The organism is Acrocarpospora sp. B8E8 (assembly GCF_039871605.1).
Lineage (GTDB): Bacteria > Actinomycetota > Actinomycetes > Streptosporangiales > Streptosporangiaceae > Acrocarpospora > Acrocarpospora macrocephala.
In genome coordinates this window covers 1-22,991 of record NZ_JBDPLV010000118.1, presented here as the reverse complement: position 1 = coordinate 22,991, position 22,991 = coordinate 1, and the positions used below count along the sequence as shown (strand labels likewise).

Sequence of the window (22,991 nt, the reverse complement as noted above, 5' to 3'; positions counted from 1 at the left end):
GCCTTCAGCGCATCGTCGATCCTGACATAGAGTGCGGTTGCGAGGGTGTTCAGGTCTGTCGTCACAAACGGATCATGGACACTCTCGCTCTATTTCCGCAGGCGAACCCTTGGACTCATTCATCTAGGCGCAGATCACCGGCCGCGAGCTTGCCCAGAGCTTCGGGTTCGGCCACAGGAGCCGGTGGTGTGCAGGCGATCTCCATGGCGATCTCGATGGCGATCTCGACGTTGCCGACCTTCGCCCATGCGCTCACCCGCTTGTCCTGCGTGGTGGTCAGGCAAGAGCTGAAGGCGCCGCAGATGATCGCGATCGGTGTCCCGAGCGGGGCAGTGGCCGGGCAGCTGGTAGCAGAACTCCAGGAACCCGCCGCGCCGCTCGCGCTCCTTGATCTGCCCGGACAGCATGTTCCTGCCCAGGCCGAACGTGGCGACCGGTTGTCTACATCACCTCGCGCACGCTCAGTGAGCGCATCACGAAATTTGCCGAAGAGCCCATTCCCGTGACCGCGCATTGAGGCCCACCCAAACCTGGCCACCACCGTACTCGGCACCGGACCGTGCCCACCGTTTGACCGAGCCCGTTTGCGGGTGGGCTTCGGCTCGCGGGGCGTTACGGGAGAGCGGCGATCAGCTCGCTGATGGGTTTGCGGGTGCCGGTGTAGAAGGGGATCTCGATCCGGGTGTGGCGGCGGGCCTCAGCGCCCCTGAGGTGGCGCATCAGGTCGACGATGCGGTGGAGTTCGTCGGCTTCGAAGGCGAGCATCCACTCGTAGTCGTTCAACGCGAAGCAGGCGACCGTGTTGGCGCGCACGTCGGGGTAGTCGCGGGCCATCTTGCCGTGTTCGGCGAGCATGGTCCGGCGCTCCGACTCGTCCAGGAGATACCAGTCCAAGGAACGGACGAACGGGTAGACGCAGACGAAACCCTTCGGCTCTTCCTCGGCGAGGAAGGCGGGAATGTGCGACTTGTTGAACTCGGCCGGGCGGTGCAGCGCCATCGCCGACCAGACCGGCTCGCTGGCCCTGCCCAGACCGGTACGGCGGAACCGCCCGTACACCTCCTGGAGATCCTCAGCCGAGGGGGCGTGCCACCACAGCATGAAGTCCGCGTCAGCGCGGAACCCGGCCACGTCGTAGACGCCACGGGTCACCACGTCTTTCTGCGCCGCCTGCCCCAGCAGTTCCGCCACTTCCTCGGCCAGCGTGTCGCGGTTCCCGGGGAGGGCGTCACGCAGCCGGAAGACCGACCACATCGTGTAGCGGATCACGTTGTTGAGATCACGTGCCTTGAGCCGCGGGCTGGTTTCCTGGGTGTCTTCCGTCATGAGGCCATTCTCTCCCTGGATCGAGGCGCTCCAGAATCCGGGATGCTGCTCTCCTCGCCGTCCCCACACAGGCGGGAATTCCTAGACCTTCGTAGGCGGCCCCGCAGACCGCCAGCCCGGGATGAACATCGACGGCGGCGCGAACGCGGGCAATCCGCTCATTGTGACCAACGTTGTACTGCGGCAGCCCGCCACCCCACCGGCTGACCCGCGAATCGACTGGCCGCCCCCGCACGCCAACGGTCTCGGCCAACTCGGTCATGGCAAGAGCGACCAGGTCGGCGTCATCACGCTGAAGCACATGCTCTTCCCCGACCCGCCCGATCGAACAACGAACCAACACAAGACCGGACCCAGAAGCACGGCTTGGTTCAGCGACAGACCCAGCGACAGAGCCTGCAACCGAGTCGGCCACATGGTCTGGAGCGGCGTGGGTCAGGAAAGCGCCGGTGGAGCTGGCAGCGGAGTCGGCGCTGGCAGCGGAGTCGGCGAGGTGCGGCCACTTGGACGTGCTGAACGTGACAGCCTTGACCGCGCGGCCTTCGATTGGCGGGACGAGGTATCCGGTGCCCTCGGGTAGGGCGGAGAACGCGTCCCGTGGGTAGGCGAGGGTGACGATGGCCATGCTCGCGTACTCGATCTGAGCGAGTTCACCAGCAGCGGTGGGCACATCGTGGCTGAGCAAGCGGGATGCGGCCGGTCCGGGGACGGCGAGGATGACGGCGTCGGCCTCGATCATCGCCTCCTCCCTGGTCGGACCGGTCACGAGCCGCCAGCCCGTCTGGGTACGGCTCAGCCCGCGCACCATCACCCCGGTCCTGATCTGCGCGCCCGAGGCCTCAGCCAGAGCGGCCGGGAGGCTGCCTAGGCCGCCCCTGAGGGTGGTGAACACCGGCCCGGCGTCTTTCGGCGCGGCGGCCACGATGTCTTTGGCCGCCCGGAGCAGTGATCGTTCGGTCCGCGCGGCCGCCGCGATCGCGGGCATGGTGGCGGCCAGCGACAGGTGATCGGCCCGTCCCGCATAGACCCCGCCCAGCAGCGGCTCGACCAGCCGGTCGACGATCTCGTCGCCCATCCGGGCCTTGACGTATTCAGCGACGGATATGTCGTCATCCACCAGCGTGGGCGGCAGCACCTGATCCATGGGCACCCGGGCCAGACCGCCCGGCGACAGGATGCCCGATCGCGCCAGCGCGGCCAGATCGGACGGCACGCCCATCACCTGACCGGCGGGCATCGGACGCAACTCGCCCCGCGAAAGAATCAACGACCGCGTGGTGCCGGGATCCACAAGCTGGTCGCCCAGCCCGATGGCCTCGACCAGCTCCTTGCCTTCGGGCCGCCGCGCCAACATGGACTCGGCTCCCGAGTCGATCAACACACCCGCGACCTCGGACGCGTGCAACTTCCCGCCGATCCGGGACGCGCCTTCCAGCACCGTGATCCGCAACCGCGGCCCACCCGCCGACCGCAGGAACCACGCCGCAGCCAGACCGGCGATCCCCGCCCCCACGATCACGACGTGCCTGTCCATCCCCATGCCGCTCAACGCTACTCGGCACCACCGACAGTCCCCCACCTCGCCCATGCTCACCAGGCTCGCCCGCCCCGGCAGAAGGTCGCCGTGATGCGTTGGGGCCAGGTCGTGACGGTGCGAGATGCGAACCGTGGGGAGCGTGATGCGGGCCCATGGCCGAGCGGAAAGCGGAGCGAGATGCGGGCGCATACACAGCAAGGTGCGAGTCGTGACGGAGTGGGAGGTTAGCCGTGACAGCATCGTGACGACCCGGGCAAAACCGGTGATGCGCATGAAGCGTCTTCAAGGGCATGAAGAGATTGCGGCTCACGGCCGGCAGGGCGCGAGGAGCCCGGTGGGCATCCTCGCTGATGGGATACCTGGTGATTCCGCTCGCGATGGCGGCGTTCCTGCTCGCGGGGTGCGCGGGTGGCGCCGAAACGTCGTCGGGGAACTCCGCTCCGATGCCCGCGGTCAGCACCGCCGCCGACGGGGCAGCGCAGAGCAAGGCGATGCCGGAAGCACCGGCTTTGGGAGAGTCTGCCGCCGACGACGCTTCTCGTTCCGGGGGCGGGAGCGAACCCGTCCAGGCGATCAAGATCCAGACCGTGGATCGGTCGATCATCTACACGGCCGAGCTGACCGTGCAGGCACAGGACGTGGCGAAGGCGAGTGACAGCGCCAAGCAGATCGTGCTCGGCGCGGGCGGTTATGTCGCGGACGAGAAGAGCACGGCTTTCAGCGGGAGCAGCAGCGAGGCCGTGGTCACGTTCAAGATCCCCCCGGCGCGTTACCCGGAGGTCCTGGTCAAGCTGGGCAGCGATCTCGGCGAGCGGCGGTCGCTGCACCAGGGCGCGCAGGATGTCACCGGTGAGGTGGCCGACGTCGCGGCCCGGGTGAAGTCGGCGGAGGCGGCGCTGGACCAGTTCCGGCTGCTGCTCACCAAGGCCGACAAGATCGGGGAGATCCTGGAGATCGAGCGGGAGATCCAGAACCGGACCGCCGAGCTGGAATCGCTTCAGGCCCGGCAGAAGGCACTCGCCGAGCAGACCGGCATGGCCACCGTCACGCTGACCCTGATCGGCCCCAACATCGTGGTCGACATCCCCGAGGAGGAGCCGAGCGGTTTCCTCGGCGGCCTGGAGGTCGGCTGGAACGCCCTGGTCGACGCGGTCGAGATCGGCCTCACCCTACTCGGCACCCTGCTCCCCTGGCTCATCGTCCTCGCCGTCCTGTGGTTCGCCACCTGGCGTATCCTCCGCCGCGTACGCCCCTCCCGCCCGGCTCCAGCCTCACCCGTCGCAGTCATCGAGAAGACGCCGGAAACGAAGGCACCCACGGAGGCGGAAACACCGGTGGGCAGCACAACATCCGACAGCTGATCTACGCAAAGCAGAGGGGCTGTCCCGCCACCGGGACAGCCCCTTTCGCCGTTCAGCGGATGGTGGTGGTGTGGATGTGGTTGGTGAGGCGGGCTAGTTGGTCGGGGTTGGTGGAGGGGAGGACGCCGTGGCCCAGGTTGAAGATGTGGCCTTCGGCGACGCGGCCGGATTCGAGGATGGTGGTGGCGCGGTCGGCGACGATGTGCCAGGGGGCGAGGAGGACGGCGGGGTCCAGGTTGCCCTGGAGGGCCTTGCCGGCGCCGACGCGAAGGGCGGCCTCGTCCAGGGGGACGCGCCAGTCGACGCCGACCACGTCGGCGCCGGCCTCGCCCATGATGCCGAGGAGTTCGCCGGTGCCGACGCCGAAGTGGATGCGGGGCACGTCGAGGTCGGCCAGGCCCGCGAAGATCCGGCTGGTGTAGGGGAGCACGTAGGTGCGGTAGTCGCCGGGGGCGACCGCGCCCACCCAGGAGTCGAACAGCTGCAGGGCGGAGGCGCCCGCTTCGGCCTGGATGCGGAGGAAGCCGAGGGTGATGGTGGTGAGGCGGTCCATGAGCTCGTGCCACAGGGCGGGATCGCCGTACATCATGGCTTTGGTGTGGTCGTGGTTCTTGGAGGGGCCGCCTTCGATGAGGTAGGAAGCCAAGGTGAAGGGGCCGCCGGCGAAGCCGATCAGCGGCACCCGGTCCAGTTCCTTGACCAGCGCGCCGATGGCCTCAGTGACGTAGGGCACGTCGTCGGGTTCGATCGGGCGCAGGCGGGCGGCGGCCGCGGCGTCCCTGATCGGGTCGGCCACGACGGGGCCGACGCCGGGCTTGATGTCGAGGTCGACGCCGATGGCCTTGAGCGGGACCACGATGTCGCTGAAGAAGATCGCGGCGTCGACGCCGTAGCGGCGGACCGGCTGCATGGTGATCTCGACGACCAGGTCGGGGGTGGCGCAGGCGTCCAGCATGGCCGTGCCCGCGCGGAGCTCACGGTATTCGGGCAGGGACCGGCCCGCCTGGCGCATGTACCACACCGGTGTGTACGGAACGGGCCTGCGGCGGCACGCCAGAAGGAACGCGGAGTCGGCAAGCTGGGGATTCACCCGTCAAGCGTGCCATGCCCGGCGGCCGGTCGGTGCGGCAACCCCAAGCCGATCATGAAATCCGGCAATCAAGAAGACATCAGTCACCAGTCGATCACAACGGCCCGGCAAAGTGTTCGCCAAACAGGCCTCCCGCATCGATTCCATTACCACTTTCGAGACACGCCGAGCGCGATGCGGGGAAATGTCGGCGAGACATGTCAACGTCGGACCGAGTTCCGGGTTCCGACGAAAGGCGATTACTTCGATGTGGAGTTCCCCCGAACACCGCACTGAGCGCTGTGCCGCCTGCGCCGCCGAGCGCACGTTCGAGCAGCCGCCCGGCAGTGAAACCGGCACCGAGACCGGCTACGAGACCGGTCACGACGGCCATGAGACCTGGAGCGAATGGTTCTGCGTCGATTGTGGCAGCGCCCTGTTCCTTGCGCAGGCAGCGGCTTGATCATCAAATATGGCGACGACGACCTCCCCTCTGCTTCGCGCGCTCCCGAATCCGGCCTACGCTTCGGTCATGACCTTCGGTGACCCACCGGCGGCGCCGGCCGCCTTCCGGCGCGCGCTGGAGACGTTGCGCCCCGCCGAGGTCCGCCCCGAGATCGAGCTGGAGGACATTCCGGCTCCGCAGCGGCTGGCGCCGTACTCGGGCGCGGTGGGCGCGTCGGTCTACCGGGACGACGACGAACTGGCGATCGGCCGCCTGATCATGCTGTTCGACCCGGACGGCCAGCGCGGCTGGGAGGGCCCGTTCCGGTTGGTGGCCTATGTCCGGGCGGACATGGAGCCGGAGATCACCTCTGATCCCCTGCTCGGCCCGGTCGCGTGGAGCTGGCTGACCGAGGCGCTGGAGGCGCACGGCGCGGCGTTCGCGGCGGCGGGAGGCACGGTCACCCGCGCGGTTTCCGAGGGATTCGGTAACAAGGACAACGATCCCGTCACGACCGAGCTGGAATTGCGTGCGTCCTGGTCGCCGCTGGACGAAGATCTGTCCGCCCATGTGGCCGCGTGGTGCGACTTGATGTGCCTGGCAGCGGGTATTCCCCCGCTGCCCCCTGATGTCGCGGCGCTCAAGCCGCGACGCGCCGACCAACCGAAAGTGCTCTGAAAGGCTCTTTCTCCGCCCTACCGAGAGGAGGCTCGGTTGATCGTCTCGGTCGCCGCCTCCCCATGCGGTCGCGGCATGCCATAGCTTGAGACATCAACCGATACCCGGAGCACACCGTGCCGGACCGTTCCAAAATTCCCGAATCAGCTACGGGACGAGGTAGTCACCCCGAAGGTGTTCAGTGACCGATGAGAAAGACGTCCAGCCGCTGCTGGAACCGCGTGAGGGCATCCCGTCCGTAGTGGAGAGCGACGCGGCGCTGGCCGCGACCGTGCAGGCGTTCGCGATGGGCGCAGGGCCCGTCGCGGTGGACGCCGAGCGGGCGTCGGGCTATCGGTACAGCGGGCGCGCGTATCTGGTGCAGTTGCGCCGGGCGGGCGCGGGCAGCGCGCTGATCGACCCGATCCAGTGCCCGGATCTGACCGGTCTGGACGCCGCGCTGGACGGCGCCGAGGTGGTGCTGCACGCGGCGACCCAGGATCTGCCGTGCCTGGCCGAGCTGGGTTTCCGGCCGAAGCTGCTGTTCGACACCGAGCTGGCCGGGCGGCTGCTCGGCTACGAGCGGGTCGGGCTCGGCACGATGGTGGAGGTCGTGCTGGGGCTCGGCCTGGTGAAGGGGCACAGCGCGGCGGACTGGTCGACCCGGCCGCTGCCGGAGGACTGGCTGCGTTACGCCGTCCTGGACGTCGAGGTGCTGATCGAGCTGCGCGACGTGCTCCACGCCGAGCTGGTGGACAGCGGGAAGCTGCCCTGGGCGATGGAGGAGTTCGCGGCGATCCTGGCCGCGCCGACCGCGCCGCTGCGCAGCGATCCGTGGCGGCGCACCAGCGGCATCCATCGCGTACGGACCCTGCGCGGCCTGGCCGTGGTCCGCGAGTTGTGGACGCTCAGGGACGAGCTGGCCAGGGACGCCGATCTGGCGCCGGGCCGGGTGCTGCCGGATTCGGCGATCGTGCAGGCCGCGCTGGACCTGCCGCGCACCACCAAGGCGCTCACCGAGATCGCGCCGTTCACCGGCCGCAGCGCGCGGCGGCATCTGCGCGAGTGGCTGAACGCGGTGACCCGGGCCCGGATCATGGCCGAGGACGAGCTGCCGCAGCCGATCGGCCCCGGCGACGGGCCGCCGCCGGCGAACCGGTGGGCGGACCGGGATCCGGTCGCCGCGAAACGGCTGCACGCGGCCAGGTCGGTGGTGGCCGCCCTGGCGGACGAGCATCGCATGCCGACGGAGAACCTGCTCCAGCCGGACGCGGTGCGCCGCCTCACCTGGGAGCCGCCGGAGATCGTGGACGAGGACGTGATCGCCGAGCGGCTGCGCGAGCTGGGGGCCCGGGAGTGGCAGGTCGGCTTGACCGCGCTGCCGCTCGCCAAGGCCCTCCAGCGGCTGGAGACGAAGGGCGAGATCTAGCGCAGGCGCAGCCACACGGCGGTGTCCTGGGGCAGGACGTCGTCGGTGATGGCGTCGCTGGCCAGGAGCAGCGACTCATGCGCCGGGAGCGGCACGGGTTCCGCGCCCAGGTTGAGCACGCACGCGAAGTCATCGCCCCGGGTGAAGGCCAGGTCGTAGCCGTCCAGCCAGGCGAACTCGCCCCTGGGACGCCCGGCGATGGCTTGACGGTAGAGGGTGAGGGTGGACGAGGGGTCGGCGAGCTGGGCTTCCACCGTTAAGGACCCCCATCCGGACGGCTGGGGCAGCCAGGTGGACGTGCCTTCGGTGAAACCGTAGGGCTGTGCAGTACAGGACCAGGGGATGGGGACGCGGCAGCCGTCGCGGCCGAGGCGGGCGCCCTGGCTCCGGCGGTAGACCGGGTCGTCGCGGTCGGCGGCGGGGATGTCGAGGAACTCGGGCAGGCCGAGTTCCTCGCCCTGGTAGACGTAGGCGGAGCCGGGCAGGGCCAGCAGCAGGAGGGCGGCGGCGCGGGCGCGGCGGGTGCCGAGGGCGACGTCGACCTCGGCGTCGGAGTGGGCGGGCGCGGGCGCGCCGTAGCGGCTGACCGGGCGCATCACGTCGTGGTTGCTGATCACCCAGGGGGCGACCACGTCGGAGCCCTCGGTCAGGGCGAGCGAGGCGGTGATCGTGTGGCGGAGCGCGGCGGCGTCCCAGGCGGTCTGGAAGAGGAAGAAGTTGAACGCCTGCGGCATGCCGCCGGGGATGAAGTAGGGCTCCAGGTGGGTGATCTCGTCGCCCCAGAACTCGCCCACGGCGGTGCGGCGGCCGGGGAACACGTCCTCCGGGTAGGAGTCCAGGATGGCCCGCCAGGTGGCGTAGTGCGCGACCAGCTCGGGCCGGTGGAACCAGGGCGACGGCCGGTCGGAGGGGGTGGGGTCGGGCACATCGGGCAGTTCGGGGTCCTTGAACAGGCCGTGCGCCACGTCCACCCGCAGCCCGGCGACGCCCCGGTCCAGCCAGAACCGCAGCACCTTCTCGAACATGGCGGGCACGGCCGGGTTGGCCCAGTTCCAGTCGGGCTGGGAGGAGTCGAACAGGTGCAGATACCACTGGCCGTCCGGGGTCTGGGTCCAGGCCGGGCCGCCGAAGAGGGACTGCCAGTTGTTGGGGGCGTCGCGGAAGATGAACAGGTCACGTTCCGGGCTGCCGGGTTCGGCGGCGAGCGCGGCCTGGAAGGCCGGGTGCGCGCTGGAGCAGTGGTTGGGCACGATGTCGACGATCACCCGGATGCCGTGCCCGGCCGCCGCCGCGACGAAGGTGTCGAAGTCGGCCAGCGTGCCGAACCGGGGGTCCACGTCGCAGTAGTCGGCGACGTCGTAGCCGCCGTCGGCGAGCGGGGAGGGGTAGAAGGGCGAGAACCAGACGGCGTCCACGCCCAGCTCCGCCAGGTACGGCAGGCGGGCCAGCGCCCCCGCGAAGTCACCCGTGCCGTCGCCGTTCCCGTCGGCGAAGCTGCGGGGGTAGATCTGGTAGACGACGGCATCACGCCACCATTGCGTCACGTCTTCTCCCTGTTTGTACGTTCTTCGCAAAGTTAATCAGCAGATCCCCGCCGGAAAGCGCTTGCCCACCCCCCATCGCCCCCATATCCTCAGGAAAGCGCTTTCCACCCCCTTATCAGGAGATATCGCGATGGGCGACCACGTCCTCGGCGTCGTGATGAACGGCGTCACCGGCCGGATGGGCTACCGCCAGCATCTGGTCAGGTCCGTGCTGGCGATCAACGAGCAGGGCGGGGTCACCCTGCCCGACGGCGGCCGGATCATGCTCCGGCCGGTGCTGGTCGGGCGGAACGCCGCCAAACTCGCGGAGCTGGCCGACCGGCACGGCCTCGCCGAGCACACCACCGACCTGGACGCGGCGCTGGCCGACCCGGCGAACACGGTCTACTTCGACGCGCAGGTCACCCAGGCGCGGGTGGCGGCGACGCTGCGGGCGATCGCGGCCGGCAAGCACGTCTACACCGAGAAGCCGACGGCCGAGTCCGTGCCGGAGGCGCTGCGGCTGGCCCAGGCCGCCGAGGACGCGGGCCTGAAGAACGGCGTGGTCCAGGACAAGCTCTTCCTGCCGGGCCTGCTCAAGCTGAAGCGGCTGATCGACGGCGGCTTCTTCGGGCAGATCCTGTCGGTGCGCGGCGAGTTCGGCTACTGGGTGTTCGAGGGCGACTGGCAGGCCGCGCAGCGCCCGTCGTGGAACTACCGGGCCGAGGACGGCGGCGGCATCGTGCTGGACATGTTCCCGCACTGGGCCTACGTGCTGGAGAACCTGTTCGGCCGGGTCGTGTCGGTGTACGCCCATGTGACCACCCACATCCCGGAGCGCTGGGACGAGAGCGGCCAGCCGTACAAGGCGACCGCGGACGACGCCGCCTACGGGGTGTTCGAGCTGGCCGGGGGTGTGGTCGCGCAGATCAACTCGTCCTGGGCGGTCCGGGTGAACCGGGACGAACTCGTGGAGTTCCAGGTGGACGGCACGCACGGCAGCGCGGTCGCCGGGCTGCGCGGCTGCCGGGTCCAGCACCGGAGCGCGACCCCGAAGCCGGTCTGGAATCCCGATGTTCCGGCCACGGCGCGCTTCCGGGATGGCTGGCAGGAAATGCCGGACAACGCGGAGTTCGACAACGGGTTCAAGGTGCAGTGGGAGCAGTTCGTCCGGCATGTCGTGGCCGGGACGCCGTTCCCCTACACGCTGCGATCCGGCGCGCGGGGCGTGCAGATCGCCGAACTGGGGCTGCGCTCGCACGCCGAGGGCCGCCGCCTCCCGGTGGCCGAGCTGTGACCGCCTCGATCGACCTGCCGGGCGGGACCTACCGGCTACGCGAGCCGGTCACCTGGCCGCACCCGCCGGGCCCCCCGGCCAACCGCGTCGTGTACGCCGCGGCCCACGTGGTCGCCGACCCGATGGGCGACAACACCCCCGGCGCCCCCGCCGCCGTCGACTGGGAGGCCACGCTCCGCTTCCGGCGCCACCTGTGGTCGTACGGCCTGCGCGTGGCCGACGCCATGGACACCGCGCAACGCAACAACGGCCTGGACTGGGCCGCCACCCGCGAGCTGATCCGCCTCAGCGCGGCGGCGGCCCGCGAGCTCGGCGATCCCGCCGACCTGATCGCCTGCGGCGCGGGCACCGACCACGTCCCCGGCGCACGCACCCCGCAGGCCATCGAGGCGGCCTACCAGGAGCAGATCGCAGCCGTCCAGGAGAGCGGCGCGACCGTCATCCTGATGGCCAGCCGCCAGCTGGCCGCGATAACGCACGCCCCGGAGGACTACCAGGCGGTCTACGGCAAGCTGCTGGCCGAGGTCGAACGCCCGGCCATCCTGCACTGGCTGGGCGAGATGTTCGACCCCAACCTGGCGGGCTACTGGGGCTCCAGGAATGTCGAAGCGGCCACCGCGTCCTTCCTCGAACTGATCCATGCGAACGCCCCGAAAATCGACGGCGTGAAGGTCTCACTGCTGGACGAATCCCATGAGGTACGCCTCCGCGCGGCGCTGCCCGAAGGCGTCCGGCTGTACACAGGGGACGACTTCAACTACCCATCCCTCATCAAATCCGGCTCGCACGCCCTGCTCGGCATCTTCGACGCCATCGCCCCGGCGGCCGCGGCCGCCTTCCAGGCCCTGGACGCGGCCGAAGGACCCCATCCCCGGCGGCGTCCCACGGGGACAGCACCTCAGCCTGATGTCCTGGATCGGCCGCACCCCGGCGTAGTTCTTGGACCCGGCGACGATCCGGCGCATGACGAGCTCGGGGTCGAACCTCGGCCCGGCCCGCCGGAGGAAGCCGGAGGAACAAGCGCCCCCGCCGATCCCGATATTTCCGAAATATCAGCATCGACGGCGGACCGGCTGGCGGACTACGACCGGATCCTGGCCCCCACGGTCGCGCTCTCCCGGAAGATCTTCGAAGCGCCGACATTTCACTACAAGACCGGGATTGTCTTTCTGGCCTGGCTCAACGGGCATCAGGATGCCTTCACGATGGTGAACGGAGCCCAGTCGGCGCGGTCGCTGAGCCACCTGGCCGAAGTGTTCCGTCTCGCCGACCAGGCTGGGCTGCTGGCCGATCCCGAGCTCGCGGTGTCGCGAATGCGGGCGTTCCTGGCGGTGCACGGGCGATGAGAAGGTTCTCGCTGAACCAGTGGACGACCAAACGATGGTCGGTCGCCGAAGCCGTGGACGGGTGCGTGCGGCACGGGGTCGAGGCGATCGGCCTGTGGCGGCAGGACGTCGCCGCGCAGGGCTTGGACGAGACGGTCAAGCTCGTGCGGGCTGCCGGACTGCGGGTGTCCTCGCTCTGCCGCGGCGGGTTCCTGACCGGGCCGGACCCGCTGGCGGACAACCGGGAAGCCATCGACGAGGCCGCGACGCTGGGGGCGTCCTGCCTGGTCATGGTGGTGGGCGGGCTGCCGGGCGTCGTGCCGGGCGAGCCGCTGGGCGCGTTCTCGCGGGATCTGGCGGGCGCGCGGGCGCGAGTGGCGGAAGGGCTTGCGGCGCTCGCGCCGTACGCGGCGGAGCGGGGGGTGCGGCTGGCGCTGGAACCTTTGCATCCGATGTACTGCGCCGACCGGGCCGTATTGTCCACGCTCGGCCAGGCGATCGACTTCGCGGAGCCGTACCCGCCCGAGGTGGTGGGCGTGGTCGTGGACAGCTTCCACCTCTGGTGGGATCCGGACGTGCTCCCCCAGATCGCCCGCGCAGGAAGCCGGATCGCGAGCTACCAGGTCTGCGACTTCCTGGTCCCGCTCCCAGCCGACGTGCTCCTGGGCCGGGGCATGATGGGCGACGGCGTGATCGACTTCACGCCGCTCACCCAAGCCGTGGCCGAGGCCGGGTACGACGGCGACATCGAGGTCGAGATCTTCAACGCGGACATCTGGGCAGCCGACCCCGAAACCGTGCTGACCACCGCACGCCACCGCTACGCGCAGCTGATCGCGCCGAATCTCCAGGAGGCTTGAGCGCTCTCACGGTTCGCGCCGAAAGCCCGCCACCCCACGTGGAACCTGAGCGCTATATCCCCAAAGAAGCACAGAGACCATTCTGTTACGGAAAATTCCCGAAACGACCAGAATGACGGCTTGACGAAGATCTTCCGCCTGGCCAAGACTGCCTTGGACTTGCGTGCTTTTCCGCCAGGCTGACCCCCTACCTGGCGGGCCACGCCAGATGGAGGAAACCCAGATGAGGAGCTCCCCCAACGGCAGCAAGGCCCGTCGCCTCGCAGCCGTGCTCTTTCTCCCCTTAGCGATCACTTTGAGCCCGCCTCCGGCCCTCGCCGACCCGTCCCCTCCGGTCAGCGAGGTCGTCCCCGACCGCCAGCCCTCCACCGCGCAGGACGGCGTCGCCCTGATCCGGATCATCGTCCCGGACCAGGCGAGCGTGGACCGGCTGAACGACATGGGTGTCGACCTGGCCGAATACAAGAAATCCAGCGATGAGGGCATCGAGGTGCACGCCGTCCTCAGCCCCCAGGAAGCCCAGGACCTCCGGGACCAGGGCTTCGATCTGCGCGGCGTCATCTCCGACCAGAGCGACTTCGCCGCCAACCAGACCGAGCGGAGCCGGGCCCTGGCGTCGGCGGACGCGGCGGAGGCGGCGACCGACACGCTCACGGTGCTGCGGTCCGAATGGTTCACCAGCCTCGACGGCCGGCGCTTCCTGTCGGTGGAGGTGAAGTCGAGCGCGACCGACTCGCAGACGGTGCTCACCGCCACCTGGGACAGCGGCCCCGGCACCGCCCCCGACTCGGGCGGCACGGCGACGATGTCCCGCTTCACCGACGCCGGGCAGTACATGTACCACCGGTTCAACTCGCCGCTCGCGGTCACCGAAGCCCCCACCAAGGTCACGGTGACCAGCAACCGCGGCGGTTCGGTGACGGTGAACGTGAGCAAGTGGCTGGGTGAGCCGCGCAAGGCGCCCAGCCGGCACTACATCTCCGACTTCGTCGACCACTACATGGACCCGACCGAGCTGACCGAGCGGATCGTCGCCCTGGCCAAGGAGTTCCCGAAGTACGCGGAGATCATCGACCTGCCGAACAAGACCAACGGCTACCGCCGCGCCGCCCAGGGGCAGTTCGGCACGGTCGCCGCGAGCACCTTCTACGTGAGCTCCAAGACCTTCGGCAGCGAGGGCGGCAACGACATCAGCGTGGCGCTGGTCAACCCGAACGCCGCCGCCTCGCCGCTGTCGGTCGCGGTCACCGGGAAGGACGTTGCCGGAAAAGACATCGTGGTCACCCTGGCCACGGACGCGGCGGGCGCGCTCAGCAGCACGGCCAAGCAGGTGGTGGACGCCGTCAACGCCAACGCGGCGGCCTCGGCCCTGGTGTCGGCGAACACCTACCGGACCAACACGGGCGCGGGCCTGGTGGCCGCGGCTCCCGCGACGAAGCTGACCGACAACCTCAAGGCGCCGGCGAGCGTGAAGCGCGAACCGTTCCAGACGAAGGCGCTGCGCATCGGCAAGACGCGGGACGGCTCGAAGGTCGGGGTGTTCCTGTACTGCCAGGAGCACGCCCGCGAATGGGTCACCCCGCTGACCTGCCTGGAGACCGCGGAGCGGCTGCTGCGCAACTACTCGCGCGACCACCGCGAGGTGGTCGACGACCTCGACATCTTCATCCTGCCGACGGCCAACCCCGACGGCGCGCACTACTCGATGTACGACTTCAACATGCAGCGCCGCAACATGACCAACCACTGCCCGGCCACCACGGGCGACCCGGCGGCGCGCAACTCCTGGGGCGTGGACCTCAACCGCAACTTCTCCGTCGGCTCGATCTTCGACGGGTACAGCGGCGCCTCGACGAGCTGCACCAGCGACACCTTCGCCGGGCCGGCCGAGCTGTCGGAGCCGGAGGCGCGCAACGAGGTGTGGCTCACCCAGCAGTTCCCCAACATCAAGTTCGCGATGAACACCCACTCCTACGGCGGCTACTTCATGTGGCCTCCGGGGGCGTACAAGTCGGCCGGGCGTGAGCTGCTGCCGCGGGTCGACTTCGGCACCGAGAACTACTTCTGGGAGGCCTCCAGCCACATCCTGTCCGCCGTACAGGCTCACCGCAGCACGGCGATCTGGCCCGGCCGCACCGGCCCGGTGCCCGACGTGCTGTACTCGGCGGCCGGCAACAGCGCCGACGAGCACTGGTTCAACCGCGGCATCATCGGCTGGGACTTCGAGGTCGGCGCCGACCTCTACGACCCGGCCACCGGCCGCTTCCAGGCGGTCGGCTTCCAGCCGCCCTTCAGCGAGGGTCACGAGGAGGCGATGGAGTTCGCCAACGGCCAGATCGCCATTCTGGAGGTCGCCCGCGCGTTCTCCCAGGACCGCCGTCGTCCTGACTCGAAGCTGAGGATCACCGGCGGCACCGGCACCTCCACCTCGTTCACCTTCCTCACCAACGAGCCCGCCAACGTGTACTACACGCTGGACGGCAGCCGGCCGACGCTGAGCTCGCCCAAGCTGACGGCGGCGGGCATGCGTGAGGGAGCCCAGCAGATCACGGTCAACCAGACCGTCGAGGTGCGCTTCTTCGCGGTGGACATCGCCGGCAACGTCGAGAACAACTACCAGCCCGACGGCAACGGCAACAACTACAACGACAAGAGGGTGAAGGTCGGCAGCAGCTGATAACCCCCGAAAGCGGGGGGTGGCCGCCGGTCTCTTTCCCGGCGGCCACCCGTACGGCTTATTTGTCGGGGCGCGACGCGTAACGGGAGACCCAGGCACGCGCGCCCGGCAGAACGTGCTCCACCGGTTCGACGTCCGGATACCAGGTCCGCTCCCATTCGAGCGAGACCCACCCCTCGAACCCCCGCAACAACTCCCCACAGTCCTCAAGAGGCACAGAACCGGTCCCCATCGGACGTGGCGTCGTGTCCTGGGCGGAAACGGCGTCCTTGATCTGTACGTACGACAGGTGGCCGCTCAGCACCTCGTACGTGCGCCCGGGGGTTTCGCCATGCCGCCAGGGATGCAGCACGTCCCAGATGGCGCCGGTGACCTCGGGCAGGTCGACTAAGTCCAGCAACCGCCCGACCGCCGCCCCCGTCGGCAGCGCGTCATGCGTCTCCACGAACACGCGGACCCCGCGCTCCCGGCAGAGATCCGCGACGGCGCGCACCCGCCGCCGGGCGGCTTCGAGGTCATCACCCCCGGGAAACACCCGCACCCCGGACGCGCCGAGATCGGCGGCCAGTTCCAGATCGGCCCGCAATCCCGCGACCACCCCGTCGTCCGGCCCGGACCCCGAAATCCTGATATATCCGGCGAGAGCCGCGACAGCCAGCCCCCGTCCGAGAATCGCCTCCCGCACCGCCACCCGCTCGGCCGCCCCGAGCCCGGCATGCACCCCCGTATCCGGATGCAGCCGAAGCTCCAGCCCTTCGCACCCGAACCGCACCGCCGTCTCGATCGCCGACTCGACGCCTTCCCCCGGCATGCCCAGCGTGCTGACCGCCAGCCTCATGGGAACGAGAAACCCAGAGCTGTCCAGATCGCGGCATTCATATCGCCCGCACGCTCTCCCGCAACACGACCTCGCCCTCCATCGCCACCACCTGCGGTTCGTCCTCCCCCGCCAGGGCCAGCTCCACCGCGAGGGAGCCCATGGCGGCGAGCGGCAGCCGTACCGTCGACAGCGCGGGAACGTGATCGCGCAGCGTCGGAATGTCGTCGAAGCCCGCCACGGACACGTCCTCGGGCACCCGTACCCCCCGTTCCCTGAAGGCCGCGAGCGCGCCCACCGCCATCACGTCGTTCACCGCGAACACGCAGGTCACGTCCGGCCGTACCGAGGCTGCCGCGGCGTGGCCGCCGTCCCGGTCGAAGCGGCCGTACACGATCTGGGGTTCCGGCAGGCCGCGCTCGGCGAGGGCGGCCTGGAACCCGGCGCGGCGATCGGCGGCGGTGATCAGGTGCGGCGGCCCGGCCAGCACCGCGAAGCGGGTGTGCCCGAGATCGGCGAGCGCCCCGGCCAGCCGCGCCGCGCCCGCGTGGTTGGCGGGCGCGACCGTGTCCACGCCGAGCAGGTCCTGCCCGACGCAGGCCGCCCGCCCGCCCTGCGCCCGGTACCGATCGAGTTCGGCTTTGAGCCGTGCGGTCGCCACCGGATCCGCCACCCGGGACCCCGCGATCAGCACGGCCTTGGCCCGCTGCGCGTTGAGCGTCGCCACGTAGGCGATCTCCCGTTCCGGATCCCGGCGCGTGGTGCCCACCATGACCACGTGCCCTTCGGCGTCCGCCGCCCGCATCGCCCCGTCCGCGATCGCCGCGAAATACGGATCGACGAGATCGTGCACCACCAGGCCGATGACGTTGCTGGCCCCTCTGGCCAGCGTCTGCGCCGCCACGTTGGTGCGGTATCCGAGCTCGGCGGCCGCCTTCTCCACCCGCGTCCGCATGGCCGCCCCGACCTGCCGGGTGCTGCCGTTGAGCACCCGCGAGGCGGTCGCCAGCGACACGCCGGCCTGCCTCGCCACGTCCTCCAGAGTGACCACACGACCCTCCACGGAAAGCGATTTCCCAGTATGCCAGGCGGCCTGGATCGCCCACGAAACGTACATGGGCGTGCTGGGGATTCGCGCCCGCCGGAGCGGGCGGAGTTGACGCGGGCGAGCGAAGCGGCGCATGCATGGTCGGCACCCGAATCCACCTGGAGCCGTGATGAGAATCATGAGGATCGTCGCGCTGGCGCTCGCCACCGCGCTGCTCTCCACCCTGCTCGCCGCCAACCCGGCCGCGGCGGCGGCGGGGGCCGAGTACAAGCTCAGCATCACCCAGCGGGGAGCCACCAGAACCGTCACCCTCACCTGCGCGCCGGACGGCGGCACCCACCCGAACCCGGTGGCGGCCTGCGCCCGGCTGGCGACCGCGTGGGGGGATCCCGCCCTGATCACCCCCAAGTCGGGGGTGTTCTGCATCGCCTTGTGGGATCCGGTGACGGCCAACGCCACCGGGGTCTACTTCGGCCGCCCGATCTCCTACACCCGGACCTTCAGCAACATGTGCTGGCTCGGCGTGGCCACCTGGGAGGTGTTCGCCTTCTGACCCGCGCTAACCTCCGGGATGGACAAAACGGAGGTTAAGTGCGTGAACTGCTGCTGGGGCTCGGGCTCGGCCTGGGCGCCGGACTCTCGCCGGGGGCCCTGCTCAGCCTGGTGATCACGGCCAGCCTGCGCGGCGGCTTCCCGGCGGGACTGCGGATCGCGTGCGTTCCGCTCCTGTCCGACCTGCCGGTCGTGCTGCTCACGATCACCGCTGTCGGCGCGCTGCCGGAGGCCTTCCTGCGCGGGCTGTCCCTGGCCGGTGGGGCCTATGTCGTCTTCCTCGGCGTGCAGGGCTTACGTGACGCCCGCACGGCCGAGCCCCCACGTCCGGGCGACGGCGTCCCCACGCAGGTGCTCAGAGGCGTGGTCGTCAACATGCTCAACCCGCATCCCTGGCTGTTCTGGGCCACCGTCGGCGCGCCGATCTTCGTCGCCGCCTGGGACGCCGGACCCGCGGGCGCGGTGGCGTTCGTGTTCGGCTTCTACCTGATCCTGGTCGGCTCCAAGGTCGGGCTGGCCGGGCTGATCGGCGCGGGGCGGCACCGGGTGGGCGTGCGCGGCTACCGCCTGCTGCTGGCCGCCAGCAGCCTGCTGCTCGCCGGAGCGGGCGCGGTCCTCATCGTCTCCGGGCTGACCTGACCCGGCTGTGCCGGATGCTGTAGAGGTGGTACACGACCACCCCGAGGGCCATCCAGACGATGAACCGCACCCAGGTCTCCACCGCCAGGTTGAGCATGAGATAGACGCAGGCCAGCACCGCGAGCGCCGGAAGCCACGGCACCAGCGGCATGCGGAACGAGCGCGGCAGGTCTGGACGGGTCCGGCGGAGAATGACCACACCCACGGACACCACCACGAACGCGAACAGCGTGCCGATGTTCACCATCTCGGCCAGCACGCTCAACGGGATGAACCCGGCCAGCGCAGCGGTGACCACCCCAATGATGATCGTGATCTTGTATGGCGTGCGGTACTTCGGATGCACGCTCGCCAGCTCCCGGGGCAGCAACCCGTCCCTGCTCATCGCGAAGAACACCCGGCTCTGCCCCAGCATCAGAATCAGGATGACGGTGGTCAGCCCCGAGATGCCGCCGACGCTGATCACCCCCGCCAGCCACGGCTGCCCGGCCGCCTTGAACGCGTCCGCCAGCGGTGCCGTCACGCTCAGCTGGGAGTAGTGCCGCATGCCCACCACCACCAGCGACACCGCCATGTACAGCACCGTGCACACCCCGAGCGAGGCGATGATGCCGATCGGCAGGTCGCGATGCGGGCGGCGGGTCTCCTCCGCGGCGGTGGCGACCACGTCGAAGCCGATGTAGGCGAAGAAGACCACGGCCGCCGCCGTGAAGATCCCGGCCACCCCGAACACGGTGGGCGTGACCCCGAACAGGACCTGGATCAGCGGCGCGGCCAGCCCCGAGGCGCCCGCGGTGGACTTGGCGGGCGGGATGAACGGCGTGTAGTTGGCGCCGTTGACGAAGAAGAGCCCGGCGAAGATGACCAGCAGGATGACGGCCACCTTGACGGTCACCATGACCAGGTTGAACCGGGCCGACATCTTGATGCCGGTGACCAGCAGCCAGGTCAGCAGCAGCACGACGATCACGGCCAGGTAGTTGAACGTCCAGCCGCCAATCGAGACGACCGGCAGGGTGACGCCAATGCTCTCCACCACAGAGACGAAGTAGCCGGACCAGCCCACCGACACCACGGCCGCGCCGAGCGCGAGTTCCAGCATCAGGTCCCACCCGATGATCCAGGCCGGGAACTCGCCGATCGTGGCGTAGGCGAATGTGTAGGCCGACCCCGCCACCGGCAGCGTCGAGGCGAACTCGGCGTAGCAGAGCGCGGCCAGCGCGCAGACGACGGCCGCCACCACGAACGACAGCGCCACCGAGGGCCCCGCGTAGTTCCTGGCCGCGATGCCGGTCAGCGTGAAGATGCCGCTGCCGACGATGACGCCGATGCCGAACACGGTCAGGTCGAGCGCGCTCAGCGTGCGTTCCAGGCGATGCGTCCCGCCTTCGGCGTCCTGGATGGACTGCTCGACCGACTTGGTGCGGAAGATTTCCACCGGCGCCCCCTGATCAAGACACTTCCCGGCCGGGCGCGCGAGAATCAGCGCGCCCGGCAAAGGAGTGCCGGGGGATCAGGTGAGGGCCGGGCTGCGCTTGGCGATCCCCTCGGTGATCTCCCGGGCCAGATCCTGGCCGGTCAGCCCGAACTCGGCCAGCAGCTTCGGCCGCTTCGCGTGGTCCAGGAACCGCTGCGGAATGCCGTAGGTCCGCACCGGGACGTCCACGTCCGCGTCGCGCAGCGCGCGCGCCACCGCGTCGCCGCTCGCGCCGACCCGGCCGTTGTCCTCCACCACCACGACCAGCTTGTACGCCGCCGCCTCCCGGACCAGCTCTGGATCCAGCGGCATGACCCACCGGGGATCCACCACGGTGACGCCGATGCCCTGCGCGGCCACCAGCGAGGACGCCTCCAGGCAGACCTCCGCCATCGGGCCCACCGCGACCAGCAGCACGTCCTTCTCGGCGGGGGCGGCGCGCAGCACGTCCATCCGGCCGAGGGTGGCCACCGGCTCGAACTCGCGGACCACGGCGCCCTTCGGGTAACGGATGACCGACGGCCCGTCCGAGATGTCCAGGCACTCCCGCAGCAGCTCCCGCAGCCGGGACGCGTCCCGCGGCGCCGCCACCGACAGGCCGGGGATGACCTGCAGGATCGACAGGTCCCACATGCCGTTGTGGCTGGGCCCGTCGTCACCGGTGACACCCGCCCGGTCCAGCACGACGGTGACCGGCAGCCGGTGCAGCGCCACGTCCATCAGCAGCTGGTCGAAGGCCCGGTTGAGGAAGGTCGAGTAGACCGCGACCACCGGGTGCAGGCCGCCCAGGGCGAGCCCGGCGGCCGAGGTGAGCGCGTGCTGCTCGGCGATGCCGACGTCGAAGATACGGTCCGGGTAGGCCTCGCCGAACTCGGCCAGGCCGGTCGGGTGCAGCATGGCCGCGGTGATCGCGACCACGTCCTCCCGCTCCGCGCCGATGCGGACCATCTCCTCGGTGAACACGTTGGTCCACCCGTACGCCTTCGGAGTCTCCTCCCCCGTCACCACGTCGAAGGGCTGCGGGGCGTGGAAGCAGTCCTCCTCGTGGTTCTCCGCCGGGGTGTAGCCGTGGCCCTTGGTGGTGAGCACGTGCACGATGACCGGGCCGCCGAAGCCCTTGGCCTTGCGCAGGGCGGTCTCCACGGCCTGCTCGTTGTGGCCGTCGATGGGGCCGACATACTTCAGGCCGAGGTCCTCGAACATGGCCTGGGGGGCGATGATGTCCTTGATGCCCTTCTTGATGCCGTGGAGCGTGTCGTACAGCACCGGGACGTTGCCGAAGCGGTCCTTCACGAACTCCAGGACCTGCTCGTAGTTCTGGGTGACCCGGAGCTTGGCCAGGTGGGTGGCGAGGCCGCCGATCGTGGGCGAATACGACCTGCCGTTGTCGTTGACCACGATGACCAGCGGCAGGTCCTTGTTGGCGGCGATGTTGTTGAGCGCCTCCCAGGCCATGCCGCCGGTGAGGGCGCCGTCGCCGATCACCGCCACCACGGTGCGGTCGCGCTGGCCGCGCAGCTTGACGGCCTTGGCCAGGCCGTCGCCGTAGGAGAGGGCGGTGGAGGCGTGCGAGTTCTCCACCAGGTCGTGCTCGGACTCGGCCTGGCTGGGGTAGCCGGACAGGCCGCCCTGCTGGCGGAGCGTGCCGAACCGGCCGGCCCGGCCGGTGAGCATCTTGTGCACGTAGGACTGGTGGCCGGTGTCGAAGACGATCGGGTCGTGCGGGGAGTCGAAGACGCGGTGCAGGGCGATGGTCAGCTCGACGACCCCCAGATTGGGGCCGAGATGTCCACCGGCGCCTGATCCCGCCACGGACGAGACGAGCAGGTCGCGGATCTCCGCCGCGAGCTCTGGCAGGTCCCGCGGGTCAAGTCGCTTGAGGTCGTGCGGTCCGCTCACTGACTCCAGTAGCCCCACTGTCATCCTCCGGTTCATCGTCGAACAGGCATGAGTCTAGTTCTCCGCTCTCATTACGCCTCCCCCACCTGGCAGGCAATCGTTTTGCCCCCTGTTGACTTGTCCCGTACGCTCCAGGTTTCGTGCGTATTCTGACTTTGCTGATCAGTGGAATGATCGGTGCCACTCTCCTCACCGGACCCGCGCATGCCGCGCCGGTTCCCACGGGCAAGGCCGCGCTCACCCACAACCCGCTGTACAAGACAGGCGAGTTCGACTGGACCGAGTGCAAGGAACTCGACCGGCGACCAGACGACCTCGACTCCTACAAGCTCTACCTGGACCACCTCCTCGAATGCCTGGATCGTTCCTGGGGCGAGGAGTTCAAGCAGGCGGGCCTGAAATTCAGCAAGCCGAAAGTCCGCTACATCACCAAGAGCGTGGCCACCGGCTGCGGCAAATACCCCATCAACTACGCGGCCGGTCTGTACTGCCCGGTTAACAAGACGATGTGGGTGGCCATCAGCAAGTGGCAGCTCGCCGACCCCGCCGAGTTCACCCTGTTCAACGTGATCGCCCACGAGTACGGGCATTACGCCCAGGACCGGGCCGGGATCCTGCCGGCCGCCATGCGCCTGCAGAAGAAGGCCCCCAAGGCCAAGCAGTACGCGATCCAGCGCCAGGTCGAGCTCCAGGCCGAGTGCTTCGCGTCCGCGTTCATCGGCAGCGTGTGGCACTCGCTCGGCCGTGAGGAGTTCGACTTCCAGGACCTGATGGACATGACCTTCGGGGACGTGCTGCACGGCAAGACCAAGAACATCCGCTACTGGATGAAGCGCGGCTGGGACGGCAACGGCCCGAAGGTGTGCAACACCTTCACGGCTCCGGCCGCACGCGTGTCCTGAGCGTGTGCCCAACCGGGTGAAGGGGCGTGGGGGGGGGCGCCCCCCCCCCCCCCCGCCACACCAACGGCCTTACTGAGCTGCCTGGACCTCGGTCGACAGGCGGGTGTACTTCACCGAGTCCTGGCCGAGGTCGATGATCGACTCACCCTCC

The 22,991-nt window shown here is 69.6% G+C and carries 20 protein-coding genes; 11 read left to right on the top strand and 9 right to left on the bottom strand.

Annotated features, from left to right (window positions below; all coding sequences use genetic code 11):
* Positions 1-115 precede the first annotated feature (115 nt).
* The 3 genes from ABGB08_RS51695 to hemG all read right to left on the bottom strand — a co-directional run bounded on the left by ABGB08_RS51695 (position 116) and on the right by hemG (position 2,866).
* Complete coding sequence (locus ABGB08_RS51695; RefSeq protein WP_347607003.1) at positions 116-256, bottom strand: hypothetical protein; 141 nt, start codon at positions 254-256, stop codon at positions 116-118.
* 356 nt (positions 257-612) lie between these two features.
* The gene (gene hemQ / locus ABGB08_RS51690) at positions 613-1,326 is read right to left on the bottom strand and encodes a hydrogen peroxide-dependent heme synthase (protein ID WP_347607000.1); all 714 of its coding nucleotides are present in this window, start codon (positions 1,324-1,326) and stop codon (positions 613-615) included.
* The gene (hemG, locus tag ABGB08_RS51685) at positions 1,280-2,866 is read right to left on the bottom strand and encodes a protoporphyrinogen oxidase (RefSeq protein ID WP_347606997.1); all 1,587 of its coding nucleotides are present in this window, start codon (positions 2,864-2,866) and stop codon (positions 1,280-1,282) included. The genes hemQ and hemG overlap by 47 nt, the downstream gene beginning before the upstream one ends.
* Before the next feature lie 287 nt (positions 2,867-3,153).
* On the opposite strand from hemG, the gene ABGB08_RS51680 reads away from it, so the two are divergent.
* On the top strand, positions 3,154-4,224 hold the full coding sequence (locus ABGB08_RS51680; RefSeq protein ID WP_347606994.1) for a DUF4349 domain-containing protein: 1,071 nt from the start codon (positions 3,154-3,156) through the stop codon (positions 4,222-4,224).
* 52 nt (positions 4,225-4,276) lie between these two features.
* On the opposite strand, the gene hemE is transcribed toward ABGB08_RS51680, so the two are convergent.
* The gene (gene hemE, locus ABGB08_RS51675) at positions 4,277-5,314 is read right to left on the bottom strand and encodes a uroporphyrinogen decarboxylase (protein ID WP_155349802.1); all 1,038 of its coding nucleotides are present in this window, start codon (positions 5,312-5,314) and stop codon (positions 4,277-4,279) included.
* A 247-nt stretch (positions 5,315-5,561) separates the two neighbouring features.
* Between hemE and ABGB08_RS51670 the strand changes: the two genes are divergently transcribed.
* The 3 genes from ABGB08_RS51670 to ABGB08_RS51660 all read left to right on the top strand — a co-directional run bounded on the left by ABGB08_RS51670 (position 5,562) and on the right by ABGB08_RS51660 (position 7,824).
* Positions 5,562-5,756, top strand: coding sequence for a hypothetical protein (locus ABGB08_RS51670; RefSeq protein WP_347606991.1), 195 nt, complete (start codon positions 5,562-5,564; stop codon positions 5,754-5,756).
* 69 nt (positions 5,757-5,825) lie between these two features.
* Positions 5,826-6,416: a DUF3000 domain-containing protein gene (locus ABGB08_RS51665; RefSeq protein WP_155358514.1), complete on the top strand. Its 591-nt coding sequence runs from the start codon at positions 5,826-5,828 to the stop codon at positions 6,414-6,416.
* A 181-nt stretch (positions 6,417-6,597) separates the two neighbouring features.
* A complete protein-coding gene (locus tag ABGB08_RS51660) occupies positions 6,598-7,824 on the top strand; it encodes an HRDC domain-containing protein (protein ID WP_347606987.1) in 1,227 nt (408 codons plus the stop codon).
* Here ABGB08_RS51660 and ABGB08_RS51655 read toward each other — a convergent pair.
* Positions 7,821-9,368, bottom strand: coding sequence for a glycoside hydrolase family 13 protein (locus ABGB08_RS51655; protein WP_347606984.1), 1,548 nt, complete (start codon positions 9,366-9,368; stop codon positions 7,821-7,823). The two genes, ABGB08_RS51660 and ABGB08_RS51655, sit on opposite strands and share 4 nt — an antisense overlap.
* A 130-nt stretch (positions 9,369-9,498) precedes the next feature.
* On the opposite strand from ABGB08_RS51655, the gene ABGB08_RS51650 reads away from it, so the two are divergent.
* The 4 genes from ABGB08_RS51650 to ABGB08_RS51635 all read left to right on the top strand — a co-directional run bounded on the left by ABGB08_RS51650 (position 9,499) and on the right by ABGB08_RS51635 (position 15,506).
* Positions 9,499-10,644, top strand: a complete 1,146-nt coding sequence (locus ABGB08_RS51650; protein WP_347606981.1) for a Gfo/Idh/MocA family oxidoreductase — start codon at positions 9,499-9,501, stop codon at positions 10,642-10,644.
* Positions 10,641-11,990: a DUF993 family protein gene (locus ABGB08_RS51645; RefSeq protein WP_347606978.1), complete on the top strand. Its 1,350-nt coding sequence runs from the start codon at positions 10,641-10,643 to the stop codon at positions 11,988-11,990. Before ABGB08_RS51650 ends, ABGB08_RS51645 begins: the two co-directional genes overlap by 4 nt.
* Complete coding sequence (locus ABGB08_RS51640) at positions 11,987-12,829, top strand: sugar phosphate isomerase/epimerase family protein (protein WP_347606975.1); 843 nt, start codon at positions 11,987-11,989, stop codon at positions 12,827-12,829. The genes ABGB08_RS51645 and ABGB08_RS51640 overlap by 4 nt, the downstream gene beginning before the upstream one ends.
* Positions 12,830-13,052: 223 nt before the next feature.
* A complete protein-coding gene (locus ABGB08_RS51635) occupies positions 13,053-15,506 on the top strand; it encodes a M14 family zinc carboxypeptidase (RefSeq protein ID WP_347606972.1) in 2,454 nt (817 codons plus the stop codon).
* A gap of 58 nt (positions 15,507-15,564) precedes the next feature.
* Here the strand turns inward: ABGB08_RS51635 and ABGB08_RS51630 are convergent, their stop codons facing one another.
* Both ABGB08_RS51630 and ABGB08_RS51625 read right to left on the bottom strand, forming a co-directional pair.
* Positions 15,565-16,344: a TIM barrel protein gene (locus ABGB08_RS51630; protein ID WP_347606969.1), complete on the bottom strand. Its 780-nt coding sequence runs from the start codon at positions 16,342-16,344 to the stop codon at positions 15,565-15,567.
* A 37-nt stretch (positions 16,345-16,381) separates the two neighbouring features.
* Entirely contained in the window at positions 16,382-17,374 is a 993-nt protein-coding gene (locus tag ABGB08_RS51625; RefSeq protein WP_347606966.1) for a LacI family DNA-binding transcriptional regulator, read from the bottom strand.
* Between the two features lie 166 nt (positions 17,375-17,540).
* Here ABGB08_RS51625 and ABGB08_RS51620 point away from each other — a divergent pair, with 166 nt between their 5' ends.
* Both ABGB08_RS51620 and ABGB08_RS51615 read left to right on the top strand, forming a co-directional pair.
* On the top strand, positions 17,541-17,924 hold the full coding sequence (locus ABGB08_RS51620; RefSeq protein ID WP_347606963.1) for an SSI family serine proteinase inhibitor: 384 nt from the start codon (positions 17,541-17,543) through the stop codon (positions 17,922-17,924).
* 38 nt (positions 17,925-17,962) lie between these two features.
* The gene (locus ABGB08_RS51615; protein ID WP_347606960.1) at positions 17,963-18,562 is read left to right on the top strand and encodes a LysE family transporter; all 600 of its coding nucleotides are present in this window, start codon (positions 17,963-17,965) and stop codon (positions 18,560-18,562) included.
* Here the strand turns inward: ABGB08_RS51615 and ABGB08_RS51610 are convergent.
* Both ABGB08_RS51610 and dxs read right to left on the bottom strand, forming a co-directional pair.
* On the bottom strand, positions 18,540-20,000 hold the full coding sequence (locus ABGB08_RS51610) for an amino acid permease (RefSeq protein WP_347606957.1): 1,461 nt from the start codon (positions 19,998-20,000) through the stop codon (positions 18,540-18,542). The genes ABGB08_RS51615 and ABGB08_RS51610 overlap by 23 nt on opposite strands.
* 75 nt (positions 20,001-20,075) lie before the next feature.
* Positions 20,076-21,956: a 1-deoxy-D-xylulose-5-phosphate synthase gene (gene dxs, locus ABGB08_RS51605; RefSeq protein WP_155349815.1), complete on the bottom strand. Its 1,881-nt coding sequence runs from the start codon at positions 21,954-21,956 to the stop codon at positions 20,076-20,078.
* A gap of 122 nt (positions 21,957-22,078) precedes the next feature.
* Between dxs and ABGB08_RS51600 the strand changes: the two genes are divergently transcribed.
* Entirely contained in the window at positions 22,079-22,840 is a 762-nt protein-coding gene (locus ABGB08_RS51600) for a neutral zinc metallopeptidase (protein WP_347606954.1), read from the top strand.
* Positions 22,841-22,991: the final 151 nt, after the last annotated feature.